A 16,780-nucleotide genomic window follows, 5' to 3' on the forward strand; every position below is an offset into this window, starting at 1 on the left:
TTCTCTTATAATTTTTTAGTTGCCTTTCTTCCTTCCTCCCTCCTCCATTGCCCATCTTCCATATCACTTCCCCTCTCCCTTCACTTTCTTCGCCAAAAACTGTTCCAGGGCCGCTACCATCGAAGGAGCCTGTGGCTGAGGTGCTTTAATATCCAGTGCCAAACCTGCCTCTTCTACCGCTTTTGAAGTGTTGCTACCAAACGCACCAATCAGCGTACCGTTCTGCTTAAAGCCTTCATAATTCAACAAGCTCTTTACACCACTTGGCGTAAAAAGACAAATGATATCATATTCATTAGACCCAAGAATAGGCTTCAGGTCATTGAAAATAGTGCGGTACATAAACGGAGTTGCAAATTCACATTTATGTGATTTCAGCCAGTTAACGATATCATTATCCTGCTGATTTTCAGAACAGGGATATAAAAACTGCTCGTTTTCCTTATGCTTGTTTATAACATCAAACATGCTCTTGTTGGTACCATCTGCACCATAAAATACCTTCCGCTTGCGATAAAGAATAAACTTTTGCAGATAAAGCGCTACCGCCTCTGTAATGCAGAAATACTTGGTATCCTGCGATACACTGACTTTCATTTCTTCGCAGATACGGAAGAAATGATCAATGGCATTTCGACTGGTGAAAATGACCGCTGAAAACTGTGCGATGTCAATTTTTTGTTTCCTGAAATCTTTAGCCGGAATTCCTTCCAGGCTGATAAAGGGATGAAAGTCTAAGGTCACGCCAAATTTCCTACCCAATTCAAAGTAAGGAGATTTGTCACTTTCAGGCCTCGGTTGGGTGATCAGGATTTTCTTGATTACAGGAGCTCCAGCTCCCTTCTTAGCCTCGTTCTTTAGCATTTGTTATTAAGCTAAACGTTCTTAAAGTTAATTAACACCTACACTATTTTCGTTAACACCTTATAAATCAACAGTAAGGGTGCTACTTCGAAGGCACAAAGGTATAAAAAAAAGTGGAAACGGCTGGCTTTTAGTTCCCGGGTTATAAATCCATAGGCACTTATATACCGGTAAAGGAAAATTGCCACCACCAACAAATAGGCTACTGTGGTAGCCACAGTTACCAGTGTCTCATTGGCAAAGGCAATCAGCATCAGTACGGGTAACAGGAAGATTCCCAGGACCTTATTACACAGAAACACTATGAAAATGTAGGTATCTGTGGTATCCTTCATACGTAAACTCCATCCGAGAAATTGAAGAATAAAATTTTTACCGACATAAATCACTGAAATGGCAAGGATAGAGTAGCCGTAAAGTTTCCAAAAACCCGGATCAACCGGATCCTTTTGGTATTGGTGGAGCACCATGGCGGCCAGCAATCCGGCGGAAGCTACAAAATGAATATTCAACAGAAGACTGGCCAGCGGCGTTTGCAATAACTGCTCCCGGATCTGCTTAGCTTTCAGAGAGGCACGGAAAAACACTTTAAACATATTGTCCAGGTACCTACCAAAACTAAGTTTGACCAATGCCAGAACTAACAGTAAGCCAGCCAACAAATAAAATAAACCATCCTTGCCTCTGGCTTTTTTGGGAATAATTGTACGATACACCCCCTTTTGAGTGAAATTATAATAGGGGTGGGATTGCAATACTTTCTGATAACCTGAACTGCTAAAATCAAGAGGCTCCTTAATTTGAGGCGCAACAGGAACCTGCTCAACACTATCCGGCTGAACTATAACAGAACTGTCTTGCGCCTGTAGCATACCTGCCAGCAGCATCCAGCAACAAATAAAAAGAGGGGAAAGGAATCGCATGATGATCAGGCTGCAATTTAGAAATAATTCACATAGCCAAGATGAATCTTGGTTTGACGAAGGTTAAACGGACTGTCATCCCGTTTTCCGGCCGCCAGCGAGAGATTAAAGAATCCGGCTGCTGTTTCAAATGCGAGTCCAAGTCCCGCTCCCAGAAGCCGGTTGTTGCTTTGCCCCAATGAACTTTTGTTGGAAGTGAAACCCAGATCCACAAAACCGAAAAAGTAAGAATTTACACCAACCAAGTACCGGTATTCCAATGTATTCACCAAATAGCGGGAAGAAAATATACTTTCTTCATCGAAGCCTCTCATTAGCTTGTAGCCACCAATCTGGAAGAGTTCGTTGCGATACAAAGATGGACTCTGCACCCATCCTCCTGTACTCAACAATTGCAGGGTAGCCTGTCTTCCAAGAGGAATGAATTTTGCCAACCGGGCCCTGATCCGAAACTGATACGACTTCAAATCAATTGTATCATACAATGATGCGTAATTAAAGGACTGATCTTTGATGTCCAAAACAGCCGTACTGGGTTTTATGGTTCGGGTTCCTGCTGTAACAGACCCAAATACTTCCCATCCGCGCCTCGGATTCCTGCGGTAATTGGTTGTAAACAATTCATAATCCACACCCAGATTAACGATGCTCATATCGATATCGTTCGGCAGGCGTTTGGTTGCTTTAATCCGGTTGGTATCTACATTCACCAGGTTGGTCCGGAATAATTGTAAAAAAACTTTTCCTGTCTGACGCGAAGAGACCGCATATTGAACACCTAATTGAGCATTGATATTCAGAAAAGAGCTGTCTTTCTTGAATAGGTCAAACTGGGTACTGATTCCAAAAGCGGATCCAAATAAATAAGGTTGCTGGTATAACAAGTTCAGTCGGGGCGATTGAATTTGTAATTGCTGCCAGTTCACACCAATCGTTTCACCATTTCCAAGCGCATTTTTGAGATTAAGATTTGCTTCTCCCGTTACCTGGAATTTATTCTGTCCCGCAGTATTAGTGGTGGGCAATAAACCAATAAGTACATTGATCTGGCTGCTTTTTTTAGGTTCCAGGAACAAATCCAGAATCGCACCATTTCCACCAAACCGGATGGCCCAGGGTTTTTGTTCCTGCAAAAAGGGTAATTCCCGAATTCGTACACTCACATTCTCAAATGACTGCTTTCGAAAGGGCATTCCTTTCGGAAGATCCAGGTACCGGTGAAGGAAGTTTTCCGATATACTAGCTTTACCAAGCACGCGGATGCTATCGAGTTTATAGGGCAATCCTTTTTGAATAGTTAATATCCCGCCGATGTATGCTGTATCCGGTCCTGCAGCCTGCAACACCAGGCTATCCAATTGAACGGACGCAAAAGGATAGCCATTATTATAGAGATATGTCAGCAATTTTTGCTGTATAGTTTCAAGTTGACTCGTGGAAAAAACGGAGGTTTTTCCGGATGACCTGGCCGATCTGTTTCGCTGGATGGATAATTGCAATGTACGGGTCAGGGAATCCATCTCCAACCCCGCTGCAAGTATCTCGCCGGCAGTCATACCTTCTACCCGAATAGTCCCCCAGCGATACTGCTGACCAAGAAAATAATATACCGTGGTCAGGCTGTCAGATTCGCGGATACTGTCAACGGATGCGGTTGCAAATCCCTGTAGGGCCAGCAAAGAATCCAGCTTTAGAACATATTGCATACAGCTAACCCGATCCGGAAAACTGGTTTTTATTGATCCCGGGATTGGTGTGGAATTGGAAGAGTCGATCCGTTTTAACTGCAACTGATGAGATACAGACTGGGCTACCACTGCAACGGCGAATAGCATCCAACCTGCTAAAAGCAGGATCTTTCTGTGGCATACGATCTTCATCAATGGTAATCCCCTCATCTCGGCAGTAAAATAACGTTTTAGCAGGAATCTGAATTGCCCCGGCAAAGTTAACTTTGCGGGTTACTATCAACATTGGCTGGAATTTATATACATATCCCTTTTTGCCGCAAGGCCTGCCACTATTGCAATTTTCATTTTTCCACCCAACTGGAGAATAAACTGCAGATGGTGAATGCTATTGCCAGGGAGTTAACAGAACGTGCTCCAATCTGGCAGGTTGATCCGATTGAAACCCTGTATTTTGGTGGAGGGACCCCTTCCCTTTTGAGCCAGGAAGAATTAAATTATTTACTGAACGTGGTTCGAGATCAGTACAATCTATCTCCAACAGCTGAAATTACACTTGAAGCGAATCCGGATGACCTTAGTTCTTCTTCACTCGAATCCTGGCAGGCGGCTGGAATCAACCGCCTGAGTATTGGCATTCAATCCTTTCATGAAATGGATTTGCGCTGGATGAACCGGGCTCATACGGCCGTGGAAGCACGGGAAGGTTTAAAACGGGTACAGGCAGCCGGTTTTGAAAATTTCAGTATCGATTTGATATATGGCACGCCGGGGTTAACAGATGAAGCCTGGATGGAAAACATGGAGATCGCCATTGGTAGCCGGGTTCCGCATCTTTCCTGTTATGCTTTAACCGTAGAGGAGAAAACAGCCCTGGCACACCTGGTCAAATCAGGACGCATGCCAGATACCGACCCGGAACAACAGAGCCGGCAGTTTCTGCTCTTGATGGAAACGCTTCGCAAAGCAGGTTATGAGCATTATGAAATCTCCAATTTTGCCCTCTCAGGATACCACAGTCGCCACAACAGCTCCTACTGGAGCGGCAAACTTTATCTGGGTGCCGGCCCGGGTGCACATTCCTTTGACGGCCACTGCAGAAGATGGAATATTTCCAATAATGCACTCTATATTAAAGCGATAGAAACAGGGGAAATATTTCATGAAGAGGAAGAACTGACCAAAGAAAACCGTCGCCATGAATATATTATGACGGCTCTCCGAACAGCTGAGGGACTAGATCTGGACCATTACACCCGCCAATATGGTTTACAGGAAACAAAAGCGCTGATGGATAGGCTCAATCAATACCAGGAATTAACCAGAAAAGAAGGGCCGGAACGCCTTGTAGTAAACCGCGACAGGATACAACTCACAAATGAGGGAAAACTTTTTGCTGACGGAATTGCCAGTTTCTTCTTCTAGGAACTACCGTAGTTAAGAATTTGTTTTTTCTCTGGTAAAATGTGCTAAAGCCTGTTTTATCAGCACAATTACCAGGAGCACCAGCATGGCAGAACCGTATATGGAGAAACTAACAGGCATTTCATTAAAGATAACTTTTTCAAGTGATACGTTGCACAGGCCTGAGATTTAGTAACAGTTGTTTGACAACTATATGAGTACTTCTTCAATAAGTTTAAAGCCTGCTGCCGGGGCCAACTGTTGCCACAGGATTCGATAGATGGCCGAAGCAATGGGCATATCGGCTCCAACCTGCTGATTGAGCAGGAAAATACTTCTGCTGGCATTATAACCCTCCGCCACCATATTCATTTCAAGTTGCGCACTAATTACGGAATATCCTTTACCAATCATATTACCGAAGGTTCGGTTTCTGCTATAAAGAGAATAACAGGTTACCAGCAAATCACCCAGGTAAACGGATGCAGCATAATTTGCATCTTTTTTATGTGTAATCGGATCTTCCCCCTGGTGAGAGCCAACTTCCATTCGCTGAACCCCTACTTTTTTTAAAAATCCAGCCATTTCATCCGCACAATTCGCAATGAATACACTCTGAAAATTGTCGCCATATTCCAGTCCGTGTGCAATACCGGCTCCCAGCGCATAAATGTTTTTAAGAATAGCTGCATATTGCACTCCGATTACATCTGTGTTCACAAGGGTATTGATATACCAGGTCTTGAAATTCGAAGCAACCTCATGTGCCTTTTCTTCCGAAATGCCGGAAAAGGTCAAATAGGACAAACGTTCTCTTGCTACTTCTTCTGCATGGCAGGGACCCATAACCGTATAGTAGGAAGACAATGGCAATTGAAAGCGCTCCTGCAACCACTCATTAATCAGAATATTTCGCTCCGGCATCATGCCTTTTACAGCTGAAACCAAGATCTTTTCCTCCAGGTCGGCAGCTGTTAATCCGGTCAGGGTTTCTTCAATATAGGCAGAAGGAACAGCCAGTACCAGGCAATCACAGGCTTTCACCATTTCGGTTATGGATAGGTGTAAGTGAAGCTTTGTGATATCAAAACTGGCAGCTGATAAATAATTCGGATTGTGTTTGCGGTGAATCAAATGCTGACGAATGGATTCACTGCGAACCAGCCAGTGAATCGGATTGCCATTATCGGTAACGATTTTGGCTAAAGCAGTTGCCCAGCTACCGCTCCCTATGATTCCGAGCCGCATGGATTTTATTTTTTCTTTTCGAAGAGCTCTTCCTTCTTAACTACTTTAACTTTATCGTTGTTTTTGAGTGTCTTGGAAACCAGCGAGTAGGGTCCAGTAACCACTTCATCTCCTTCTTTTAACCCACTGAGAATTTCTATGTAGGTAATATCCTGGATATCTGTTCGCACTTTCACCCGCTTCACGGTAGTTTTATCAGCCTGAAGCACAAACACTACTTCATCCAGTTCCGTACTGATTGACCTGCGATTTTCCTGCTGTTCATTGTTATTTTCACCGCTTTCGGCAGTAGAAGTGCGGGTTTCATTCACTGCTTTGTCAGAATCTTTTTCACGGGTAGTAACCGCATTGATTGGCACAGCCAATACATCTATTTTACGTTTGGTCTGGATATCAGCGCTGGCACTCATACCCGGACGAAATGGAAAGTTCTTCGGGCGTGTTGGATCAATCAGATCCTGGTAAGATTCTTTCAGCAGGCGGATCCGCACTTCGTAATTGGTAACATCATTGGTTACAGCAGTGGCGGTAGCAGAAGACAATGCTTTACTACTGCTGGCGATCTGCGTTACAATACCTTTGAATTTGCGGTCATTGTACGCATCAATTTCCACAAGGGCGGAATCTCCCAGGTGAACTTTAGGAATATCATTCTCGCCCACTTCTACCCGAACTTCAATCTTATCCATATCAGCAATCCGCATCATTTCGGTACCGGTCATTTGGGCTGTACCAACCACTCTTTCACCTTTCTTAACTGCCAGAAGAGATACCACACCATTCATGGGCGCCAATATCGTTGTTCGGCCCAAATTCTTATTGGCACTCTCCAGGTTGGCACGGGTACTGGCTACTGAAGCCTGGTTAGCGCGAATGGTTTGTAAACCTGCGTTATAATTGGCCTTTGCGGTGTTGTAAGCATTTTCCGCCTGCTCAAATTCTGCACGGGAAATCACTTTCTCCTTCATGAGTTGCTCCTGCCGGCGAAATTGCGCTTCAGCCTGGGATAACGCACTTTGAAGTGCTTCCAGTTGTGCCTGGCTGTTATCTACCAATGCCTGCTGCTGACGAACGCTGGCGGCTACCTGGTCGCGTTGGGTCAGGTAGATATCAGCAAAAATCTTGGCAAGCACCTGTCCCTTGCGAACACTATCACCCTCTTCAACCATTAATTCCACAATTTCCCCTGAGATATCAGAGCTTACTTTTACTTCCACCTCCGGATATACTTTTCCGCTGGCGTTAACAGTTTCAATGATTGTACGCTTTGCGACTTTTTCCGTAGTTACTTTGATGCCCTCCTCACCTCCAATTACACCTGCCTGTTTCAAACCGAATAAGGCAATAATCAGTATTACCACGGCTACCAGTATCCAAACTAATTTCTTGTTCATATAGATCGTATGTGCTTGTGCTTGATTGATTATAATTTTATACCCTGGCCCTTGTAGAACTCAAGTACTTTCATCCGGAATACATAATCGAATTGGGCATTGACCATATCGATTTTGGATCTCGTCAGATTGGTTTGTGAAGTGATCAGTTCCAGTGTAGAGAGCAACCCCAGTTCATAACGCCGAAGGGTAAAGTTATAAGAGCGTTCCGCCGCGCTGACACTGCTACGTGCGGCATTGTATTTTTGCATGGCGGCTACAGCGCTGGTATATGCGTTGTAAATATTGTTTTTCAACTGTAGATTCCCCTGGTCAATTACCAATTCAGCATTTGCCAGATTGAGTTTCGCTCGTTCGTAATTGGTTCTGGACTGCCAGCCACCCAAAATCGGAATACTTATCCCTACCCCGATATTTTGACGAAAGTTATTCGACATCTGTGTTCCCCAGCCGGTCCATAATTCACCGAAATTTTTATTGCCCTGTGTTATCTGAACATTGGGCGATTGTATAGGCACGAGGGTGCCGTTTACATTCACAGCACCATTTGCAGGGTTGGGGGCATTATAACCCAGGAAATTAGCTCCTGTAATTTTTCGGTTGGAACTGGCAAAGTTGGAAGCCAATCCGCCAAAGGCAAAAAAGCTGGGATATAAACCTGCTTTGGCAGATTTAATATTGTATTCAAGCGATTTTTTACGCAGGTCATTTGCCTTGATCACCGGTTGGTTTTGCAAGGCCATCTGGTAAACCATTTCCGGTTCCAGTTCTGCAATCGGATCAACGGGAATTCTATCCACCGGTGGTACAGATATAGCAAAAGGAGCTCCGGCATCCAGCGCCAGTAAAGCTTTTAAAGACAACAGATTCAATTCATAGGTCGACTGAGCTGTAATCAGGGAAGAACTATCCCTGGCCAATTGGGCTTCCAGATCCACCGCGTTCAATTCAGGTACGGTTCCGGCCTCCACTCTTTTCCGGGTATCATTCAACTGGCTCTGGCTTTGCTTTACCTGAACTTCTACAATATCCACCTGCACTTTAGATAAAAGCGCCGTCAGATAAGCGGTAGCCACATTCAGGGCCAGGTCATTTTTGTTGCTTTCCACATCCGCCAGGGCAGCTTCCGCCTCGTATTTGGAAGCCAGCATGGTATTGGTAATCCTGTTCCAGTTAAAAATAGTCACATTGGTATTAAACTGGAATCCCTGGAAAAGCAGTTGCTGATTGGTAAATAAGTTGGTGGTAGGATCAATAGAACGACCAAACTGATAACCTGTATTGGTATTGAAATCAGCTGTGGGTATCCAGGCTTTCTTACCTTGTTTGAATAAAAGGTCACTGATCCGCCGCTGAACATCTGCCTGTTTGGTTGATATATTATTGGCGATGGCATATTCAACACATCGCCTCAAATCCCACTCTTCCTGTGCCTGGCTTTCAAGCCCTAGCCCCATTCCCAAAACTAAACAATAGGATAACCGTTTAAAAAATCGCATGCAAATTGGTTAAGGGGTTAAAAATAAAGAATTCAGCGGCATCCTGCCGACCGGTCATATAATTATCGTGAAAAAACTCCCCATCAACCACCAGAAGCGGATAAAAAAGCCTGATCTAAATCTGCAATCAGGTAATCGGCTGATTCCTGGCCAACGTATAACCGAAGCATCCGGTGGTCTTTTTTCTCCTGTCGAAAATGCTCAGGCTTGATTCCCGCACATTTGGGAATGATCAAGCTTTCATGACCTCCCCAGCTTACAGCCATAAATATGTGCCTGAGCGCCTCGCAAAACCGAATAATTTCCTCCCGCTGGTCGGTCCTGTATATAAAAGTGAGCAATCCGCAGGCACCACTCATCTGTTTCTTTGCCAGTTCATAATCAGGAAACCCAGGATCCAGCGGGAACAGACAGGACTCCACTTTCGGGTGTTGCTTTAGGTAAGCAAGCACCAGCCGGGTTGTTTCACTCACCTGTTTTAACCGCATCGGCAGGGTTCTCAAGCCCCGGATCAGCAGCCATGCATTGAAAGGCTGGATCCCACTACCGATGGTCAGGTATTCTGAATCAAATATTTTTCGGATCATGGCTGCAGAACCGCTTATCACTCCTGCAACGGTATCGGAATGGCCTCCTATGTATTTGGTGGCTGATTGAATAGACAAATCGATCCCTAATTCAATTGGACGCTGATACAAGGGCGTACAATAACTGTTGTCCACTATAGTGATGATTCCCCTGGACTTTGCCAGTTTTGCTATACCTGCAAGGTCCTGGATCGCATAATTCCAACTATTGGGAGATTCCAGGTAAATCAGCCGGGTGTCAGGACGAATTGCCTCTGCATATTCTTCCACTGAGCCACCATCTACATAGGTAGTTTCCACATTGAAACGGGGAAGTACAACCGAAAACAGCCGCTCTGCCCAGGTATAAGGTTTACGCACCGAAACAATATGATCTCCTGCCATTACATTGGCAAATACAGCTGCAAAGATCGCGGCGGCACCACTGTTGAGCACCAGGCAGTCCTCAGCTCCATCCAGAGCTGCCAGTTTTTTTCGAAGTATATCAACCGTTGGATTAAGCCCCCTGCTGTAGAGATACCCTCCCATTTCATCAGCAAAAGCAGCCGTCAAGTCATCCACTTTCCGAAATGCAAAATTGCTGGTTTGCATAATGGGCGGGGACATGGCATTGAAATACTGCTCTCTTTCCTCTCCCAATTCGTTTATAATGTAGGACAGATCCATCTTAACTATGTTTTGCGCCCTTGCTGTTCCGAACCACCAGGAAATAAATTCCCAGGAAGACAGCAAATACCGCCAGTCCGGTTAATGCAAGAACAGGTGTGTTGATCGCAATACTGATTCCTACAAAGGTATAGGCAATCATAAAAACAAGAGGCAAAACCGGATACCATTTCATGGTATAAATACCGGTTCCATCCAGGTGTTTGGTTCGTTTGCGAAGAATAAAAATGGTTGCTGCAGATGTTGCCATCCCAATTGAATCCAGGAAAATCGTAAAGCCCAGAATTTTCTCAAAAGTGTTGGCAAAAAACAGGACGATGATACAAATAGCAGCAAACACAGTTAGGCTAACGGTTAGTACCCCACGCTTTTCATCGGCTTTGGCAAACATACCGGGGAGGATACCATCTTTACTCATGGCATACATCACCCTGGGATTACTCAATAGCAACACATTTACATAAGCCAGTACAGCCAGGAAAAGCAGGAGCGTGAAAATGGTTTTACCAGTTGGACCAAACATTTTTTCCGCCACTACTGCTGCAATACCCCTGGTGGATTTTAATGCTTCAAAACCGATACTGTGTACATAAGCCATCTGCACCAGCAAATACAGTCCGATGATCATGAGAATACCGATCACAATTCCTCTCGGCAGGTTTTTGCGCGCATCTTTTACTTCTTCTCCAAAATTGATGGTTTGCTGGTACCCACCGTAGGTGAAAGAAACCGCAATAAGAGCTACGCCAAAGGAGTAGATGAGGGACATGGAAGAGGGAGGAAGGGAAGAGGGGGGAAGGGAAGATGGAGGAAGGGAAGATGGGTCAGCCCCGGGAAAAAAGAGGGCACCAATCAGGACAAGCACCATTAGAATTTTGATGAGCATGAGAATATTCTGCGTTTGTGAACTCATGCGAAGTCCGGCCAGGTTGACAAAATAAAATACCAGGATGGCCGACATAGCAATCAGGGATTTCACCAGGTCGGAAGCGGGTTCATCAAAAATTAACTGCGACAGGTATTCACTGCCTATTAAAGCCACTCCGGATAAAGAAGCTGCATTAGAAATAAGAATAATACAATTGATTGCAAAAGCAACAGAGGGATGATAACAGGCCGCAAAGATTTTGTAATACCCACCTGTAACAGGATACCTTGAGCCAATCTCCGCATAAGTGAGTGCACCGCAAAGCGCGATAATGCCTCCGGCGATCCAGGCCGAAAAATAAATCGTGGGCGTAAGCGAGGCGCTGGCAGCATCGGTTGCAGTTCTGAATATACCCATACCGATAACAAGACCAACTACAATCATAGTAAGATCAAACAATCTTAACTGATTGTTTTTGCCTGTATTGTTTTGCATGTTAGTTCCGATCTTTACCCAATATAATTCCAAAAGCCAAGCCCACAAATAAAAAATGAACCTCTTATTTGTTTTCGTTGCCACCGGATTTCAGCTTCCTCTGTCCCCTTCTACAGATACCCTGCCCAACAGACAACTGGATTCGGTTATCGTGCAGGGCTTTGTACAAAGAAGTCCGCTTGCTGCAACACCTGCCGCAGTATCCATTGCCGGAGCTGCTGAATGGAACCGTTTTTCTCCGGCAAGTTCAGTAGCTGCCCTGAATACGCTTCCCGGTGTAAGAATGGAAGAGCGTTCACCGGGCAGTTATCGTATAGCCATCCGCGGTAGTTCACTTCGCTCTCCGTTTGGTGTAAGAAATGTGCGTTTTTATTATGAACAGTTTCCTATAACAGATCCGGGCGGAAACACCTATCTGAACCTGTTTGCGCCAACTGCTATTGAGCAGATGGAAATACTAAGGGGACCGGTAGCTTCTGTTTATGGATCCGGATCAGGGGGCGCCCTGTTGGCAACTGGCTCCAGACCATCCGATAGCAAATCACCAGTTCGACTAAGTGTTATGGGAGGTAGTTATGGTCTCTTCCAGCTAGATGGTCAGCTACTCACCGGAAATGAACAACATTTCAACCGGGTACAAGTGCATCACCAGCAATCACAGGGATACCGCAATCAAAGTGCACTTCGCAGAAATTTTCTGAGCTGGCATAACAAAAGACAGGTATCGGATAAATACACCATCGGCTCACTGGTACTTTATAGTGATCTGCAGTATGAAACACCGGGCGGACTCACATTGGCACAATACAATGCCAACCCCAAACAAGCGCGGCCTGCAGGTGGCCCCTTCCCTTCGGCAGAAACTGCAAAAGCTGCTTTTTATCAACAATCTTTTTATGGCGGACTGTATCAGCAATACATGCCCACTACCAGGCTCAGCATGGAAGCTACTGTATATGGAATGTATAACCGGATTACCAATCCTGCCATACGGAACTTTGAAAGAAGAACTGAACCCTCTTTTGGAACCCGAGCATTAATCGCTTATACTGCACCGTTATCCAACGGAACTATCACATTCACAGCAGGCGGGGAGTGGCAGAAAGGATATTACCAGATCAATGTTTTCGGCAATCGTGGCGGAGAACAGGATACCCTGCAAACTTCTGATGCACTCACACCAGGTAATGCCCTGGTCTTTGGTCAGGCGCAATGGAAACCGGATGCCAACTGGGAAATCAATGCCGGGTTAAGCTGGAATAACAATACGATCCGCATCATACGTGAATCAGTAGTACCCAATTATCGGTTCAACACCGGCCAGCAGGCAGAATGGGCGCCGCGTATTTCTATCTCAAGAAAACTAGGATCCGTTCTGGTTTATGGGCTGGCAGCCAGAGGTTTTTCTCCTCCCACCAGTTCCGAACTGCTGCCTTCCACCAGTGTAATCAATACCTCTTTAAAGGCCGAAGGCGGATGGAATTTTGAACTGGGTATGCGTGGCAGATTTGCAAAACAACGGTTATGGTTAGATGCTAATATTTTCCACTTCCAGTTAAATGATGCCATCGTGCAGAGAAGAGATGCAAGCGGGGCGGACTTTTTCACCAATGCTGGCAGTACCAGGCAATGGGGAATTGAAATTGCTTCCCGGTACCAGGCACTCAGGCATCCATTTGGTTTAAGGTGGCAGCCCTGGATCAGTTATACCTTCCATCCTTTTACCTATAAGGAATTTCGTCAAGTGGAACAGGATTTCAGCGGCAAACGTATTCCGGGTATCGCAAGGCAAACAGTGGCAGCCGGGTTGGATCTGTACCTGCTGATGCTGCAACTTCATCTTACCTACCAGTATGTGGATCCGATATGGCTGAATGATGCCAATACCGCTAAGGCAAATGCCTACCAATTAGTTGGCTCCAGGCTGGAATCCCGCATTTTTAAGCGCCTCAGCATATTTGCCGGGGCAGATAATTTGCTAAATCAACGGTACAGCCTGGGTAATGATATCAATGCAATTGGTGGCCGTTATTTCAATGCTGCTGCTGGCCGAAACTATTTTGCGGGCATTCGGCTCCAGTAATGAAAATGCCTATATTCGCGCCGTAATCGGTTCCTGTTAACAAATCAACTGTTAACAGGATTAAAAGGGAAGTCCGGTTGATCCCGGCGCTATCCCCGTAGCTGTAATGTTATCAGGATACTTGTATCCTGCTGTCAATCCATAACCACTGTCCGCCTGCACGTAAGGGTGAACGGGAAGGGGGTTTACAGAAAACGAGCCAGAAGACCTGCCGCTTACAGGAAACCATATTCCGCTTTCGGGAGAAAAGCAGGGATATAAAAGGCCGGGTACCAGGTCGTTTATATTTCTACCATCCTTTTCCGGAAGCAGTCACGTTAATCTTTTTCACCAACATGAAAAGAACCCTGATTGTCGTGACTGCTGCAGTATTCAGCAGTCCGCTCTGGAGCCAGCAAAACCCAACAGACAGCAGCTCCTCTCCACTTGAAGAAGTCATTGTTACTGCCAACAAAATCTCGCAGAAACAAAACAGCACAGCAAAAATTGTACAGGTAATCAATCGGGCAACCCTGGAGCAAAATGCCGGTCGTTCCCTTGCACAGGTATTAAATGAACAAAGCGGATTATTCCTGTCCGGCTCTCAAAACAACCCTGGCACCGTTCCCAATCTGTACCTGAGAGGTGCAGGAAGTGCCAATACGCTGATTCTGATTGATGGTATGCCTGTAACAGATGCATCCGGTATTTCCATCGAGTTTGACATCAACCATTTTGCAGTTGATCAGATTGAACGGATTGAAATTCTGAAAGGTGCGCAATCCACGTTGTATGGATCAGACGCGGTTGCGGGAGTAATCAATATCATCACCCGAAAGAATGTGAGTAACCGGAAACTTGGAGTTAATGGTCAATTTTCAGCAGGCAGTTTTAATACCTACAAAGCTAACCTTGGAGTAAGCGGCCAATCCGGTAAAGTCAACTACAGCGCCCAGTATAACCGATTTCAGTCAAAGGGATTCTCCTCAGCTACGGATGCTTCAGGAGCCGACAATTTTGACAAAGACGGTCAAAGGCAGAACATGATCAATCTGGCGGCTGGTTTACAGGCAACTGCCAATTGGAAACTACAGGGCTATTATCAGTACAGCGATTACAAAACCGATCTGGATGATGCTGCATTCAGTGATGATAAAAACAGAACAGCTTACAATCGTCAACAGGTAATTGGTATCAAATCCATCCTGCAGTTACCAAAGGGACAGTTTGTTGTTCACAGTAATTATAACCGGATTAATCGTGATTACAGGGATCCGGTAAATGTTCCGGCGGGCCCTTCTGATTTCGATCCCAGCAGTGGCAATTACAAAGGCAATTCTTTTTTTGCAGAAGCCTATCTCAATAGTACGATTCAGCCCTGGTTCAGTTTACTGGGTGGGGTTGATTACCGGCGCAACCAGGCTGATATCGTTACCGACTTTGGTGGTTTCGGAAGCAGTTTGAGTAAGGATTCACTGGAAGCCAGCATGATGAGCGCCTATATTTCGGGTCACCTCCATAAAAACAACCGGTTTGGAATTGAACTGGGCGGTCGTTTTACCCAGCACCAGGATTTTGGGGATGCGTTTACTTATTCTGTCAACCCGTATTATTCCCCTATCGCACAATTAAAAATATTCGCCTCGGCAGGATCTGCGTTCAGAGCTCCCTCTGTATACAACCTGGCGAGTGAATATGGTAATACTGCACTGGCACCGGAACGATCCACTCAGCAGGAATTAGGAGTTCAATACAACGCAAGCTCCAATCGGTTTTTTGCCCGTGCGACATACTTCAATAGAAACATAAAAGATATCATTCTTTTTGCTCCGCTCTCTGTTCCTCCTTTTGGGCAGTATCAGAATGGAGACAAGCAATCAGACCATGGCATCGAACTTGAACTAAGGTGGAAACCAGTTGAGAAAATCAGCCTAAGTGCCAATTACACCTTTGTAGATGGTAAGTTATCCACCTCCACTTCAAATGGGAAAGACACCAGTTATTTCAATCTTTATCGTCGCCCCAAACACAGCTTCAACATCAATGGTGGTTATCAGCTAACCAGTTCACTGTTTATTGGCATTCATTACCGATGGGTAGATAAAAGACAGGATCTTTTTTATAACAGCAACACCTTCAGTACAGAACTGGCCGATCTGAAACATTACTATAACCTGGATCTATATGCGAAATACCAGTTGTTGCCGCAGCTAACATTGTATACAGACTTACGGAACATTACCGATCAGGAGTATTTTGATGTGGTGGGTTACAACGCGCGAAAATTCAATATAATGGCAGGAGTAATTTGGAAATGGTAAAAAATCAGTGTCTTTTGCTACTGATCTCGTAGGCTTTACCAAGTTCAACCAGATCCAGTAGGTTATTACAGTTCAGCTTTTTAAACAACCTTGATTTATGGGTACCCACCGTTGAGGTGCTGGTACCCAAAATCAGGGAGATTTCGGTAAGGGATTTACCTTCCATCATCAGGGAGGCAATTTCAAATTCCTTGCTGCTCAGTTTATCAAACGGATTGGAAGGTTCTTCCTGCTGTAAACCACTTGCGAGTTGAAGCGCCAGTTCCGAGCTTATATACATCTTATTGTTCAACAGTGTTTCTACGGCTTTTTTCAGGTCCTGAATTCCCGTGTTTTTGGATAAAAATCCTTTTGCCCCGGCCCTGATCAGTCGGGGTGCATAGATGTTTTCCGCACTCATGGAAAAAATCAGTACCCTGGCTTCCGGAAACCGGACTTTTATAAATTCCATTATACCGAAGGTATCTGAGCCCGGCATGTAAACGTCCATTATGATAAGATCAAAGGTTCTTTCCTTTAATTTTTCAAGTGCAGAGGCTTCATTGCTGGCCTCATGAATAGTGCAGGGACGAAACAACTCAGCCAGTACGTGACCGATACCGGTTCTCACAACTTCATGATCGTCAATGAGAAGAAAGTGCTTCATATATACAAATTAATGAAAATACCGGATGAATGTAGGTTTTTTTCTACAAGAATTGCCAAGTTTGTCTATTGTCTGCAGGCCTTTTTTGTATGCATCTTTGTGTTGTTAATGGTCC

The 16,780-nt window shown here is 45.0% G+C and carries 12 protein-coding genes and 1 riboswitch; of the genes, 3 read left to right on the forward strand and 9 right to left on the reverse strand.

Annotated elements, in window-relative coordinates; translation table 11 throughout:
* Window positions 1-63: 63 nt before the first annotated feature.
* Genes MD536_RS15520 through MD536_RS15530 form a run of 3 tightly spaced genes read right to left on the reverse strand, consistent with a single transcriptional unit; the run spans window position 64 to window position 3,667 of the window.
* Complete coding sequence (locus MD536_RS15520; RefSeq protein WP_239601758.1) at window positions 64-864, reverse strand: uroporphyrinogen-III synthase; 801 nt, start codon at window positions 862-864, stop codon at window positions 64-66.
* Between the two features lie 38 nt (window positions 865-902).
* The gene (locus tag MD536_RS15525) at window positions 903-1,787 is read right to left on the reverse strand and encodes a DUF4271 domain-containing protein (RefSeq protein ID WP_239601760.1); all 885 of its coding nucleotides are present in this window, start codon (window positions 1,785-1,787) and stop codon (window positions 903-905) included.
* 17 nt (window positions 1,788-1,804) lie between these two features.
* Window positions 1,805-3,667 (reverse strand): ShlB/FhaC/HecB family hemolysin secretion/activation protein, encoded by a 1,863-nt coding sequence (locus MD536_RS15530; RefSeq protein WP_239601761.1) that lies wholly within the window; start codon window positions 3,665-3,667, stop codon window positions 1,805-1,807.
* Window positions 3,668-3,760: 93 nt separating this feature from the next.
* On the opposite strand from MD536_RS15530, the gene hemW reads away from it, so the two are divergent.
* The gene (gene hemW, locus MD536_RS15535) at window positions 3,761-4,900 is read left to right on the forward strand and encodes a radical SAM family heme chaperone HemW (RefSeq protein ID WP_239601763.1); all 1,140 of its coding nucleotides are present in this window, start codon (window positions 3,761-3,763) and stop codon (window positions 4,898-4,900) included.
* 189 nt (window positions 4,901-5,089) lie between these two features.
* On the opposite strand, the gene MD536_RS15540 is transcribed toward hemW, so the two are convergent.
* The 5 genes from MD536_RS15540 to MD536_RS15560 all read right to left on the reverse strand — a co-directional run bounded on the left by MD536_RS15540 (window position 5,090) and on the right by MD536_RS15560 (window position 11,636).
* Window positions 5,090-6,127 (reverse strand): NAD(P)H-dependent glycerol-3-phosphate dehydrogenase, encoded by a 1,038-nt coding sequence (locus tag MD536_RS15540; protein WP_239601764.1) that lies wholly within the window; start codon window positions 6,125-6,127, stop codon window positions 5,090-5,092.
* A gap of 5 nt (window positions 6,128-6,132) precedes the next feature.
* A complete protein-coding gene (locus MD536_RS15545) occupies window positions 6,133-7,521 on the reverse strand; it encodes an efflux RND transporter periplasmic adaptor subunit (RefSeq protein ID WP_239601765.1) in 1,389 nt (462 codons plus the stop codon).
* Between the two features lie 29 nt (window positions 7,522-7,550).
* Window positions 7,551-9,020 carry a TolC family protein gene (locus MD536_RS15550; protein WP_239601766.1) on the reverse strand — a complete coding sequence of 490 codons (1,470 nt, stop codon included), beginning with the start codon at window positions 9,018-9,020 and terminating at the stop codon, window positions 7,551-7,553.
* Window positions 9,021-9,103: 83 nt separating this feature from the next.
* Window positions 9,104-10,273 carry a trans-sulfuration enzyme family protein gene (locus MD536_RS15555; RefSeq protein ID WP_239601767.1) on the reverse strand — a complete coding sequence of 390 codons (1,170 nt, stop codon included), beginning with the start codon at window positions 10,271-10,273 and terminating at the stop codon, window positions 9,104-9,106.
* A gap of 1 nt (window position 10,274) precedes the next feature.
* Window positions 10,275-11,636, reverse strand: coding sequence for an APC family permease (locus MD536_RS15560; protein WP_239601768.1), 1,362 nt, complete (start codon window positions 11,634-11,636; stop codon window positions 10,275-10,277).
* 55 nt (window positions 11,637-11,691) lie between these two features.
* On the opposite strand from MD536_RS15560, the gene MD536_RS15565 reads away from it, so the two are divergent.
* Window positions 11,692-13,719 (forward strand): TonB-dependent receptor, encoded by a 2,028-nt coding sequence (locus tag MD536_RS15565; protein ID WP_239601770.1) that lies wholly within the window; start codon window positions 11,692-11,694, stop codon window positions 13,717-13,719.
* A gap of 10 nt (window positions 13,720-13,729) precedes the next feature.
* Window positions 13,730-13,949, forward strand: a riboswitch (cobalamin riboswitch).
* A 105-nt stretch (window positions 13,950-14,054) separates the two neighbouring features.
* Window positions 14,055-16,019 carry a TonB-dependent receptor plug domain-containing protein gene (locus MD536_RS15570; protein WP_239601772.1) on the forward strand — a complete coding sequence of 655 codons (1,965 nt, stop codon included), beginning with the start codon at window positions 14,055-14,057 and terminating at the stop codon, window positions 16,017-16,019.
* Window positions 16,020-16,023: 4 nt separating this feature from the next.
* Here MD536_RS15570 and MD536_RS15575 read toward each other — a convergent pair whose 3' ends face one another.
* Window positions 16,024-16,665, reverse strand: coding sequence for a response regulator (locus MD536_RS15575; RefSeq protein ID WP_239601773.1), 642 nt, complete (start codon window positions 16,663-16,665; stop codon window positions 16,024-16,026).
* Window positions 16,666-16,780: the final 115 nt, after the last annotated feature.

The sequence above is a fragment of the Flavihumibacter cheonanensis genome, from assembly GCF_022352215.1.
Lineage (GTDB): Bacteria > Bacteroidota > Bacteroidia > Chitinophagales > Chitinophagaceae > Flavihumibacter > Flavihumibacter cheonanensis.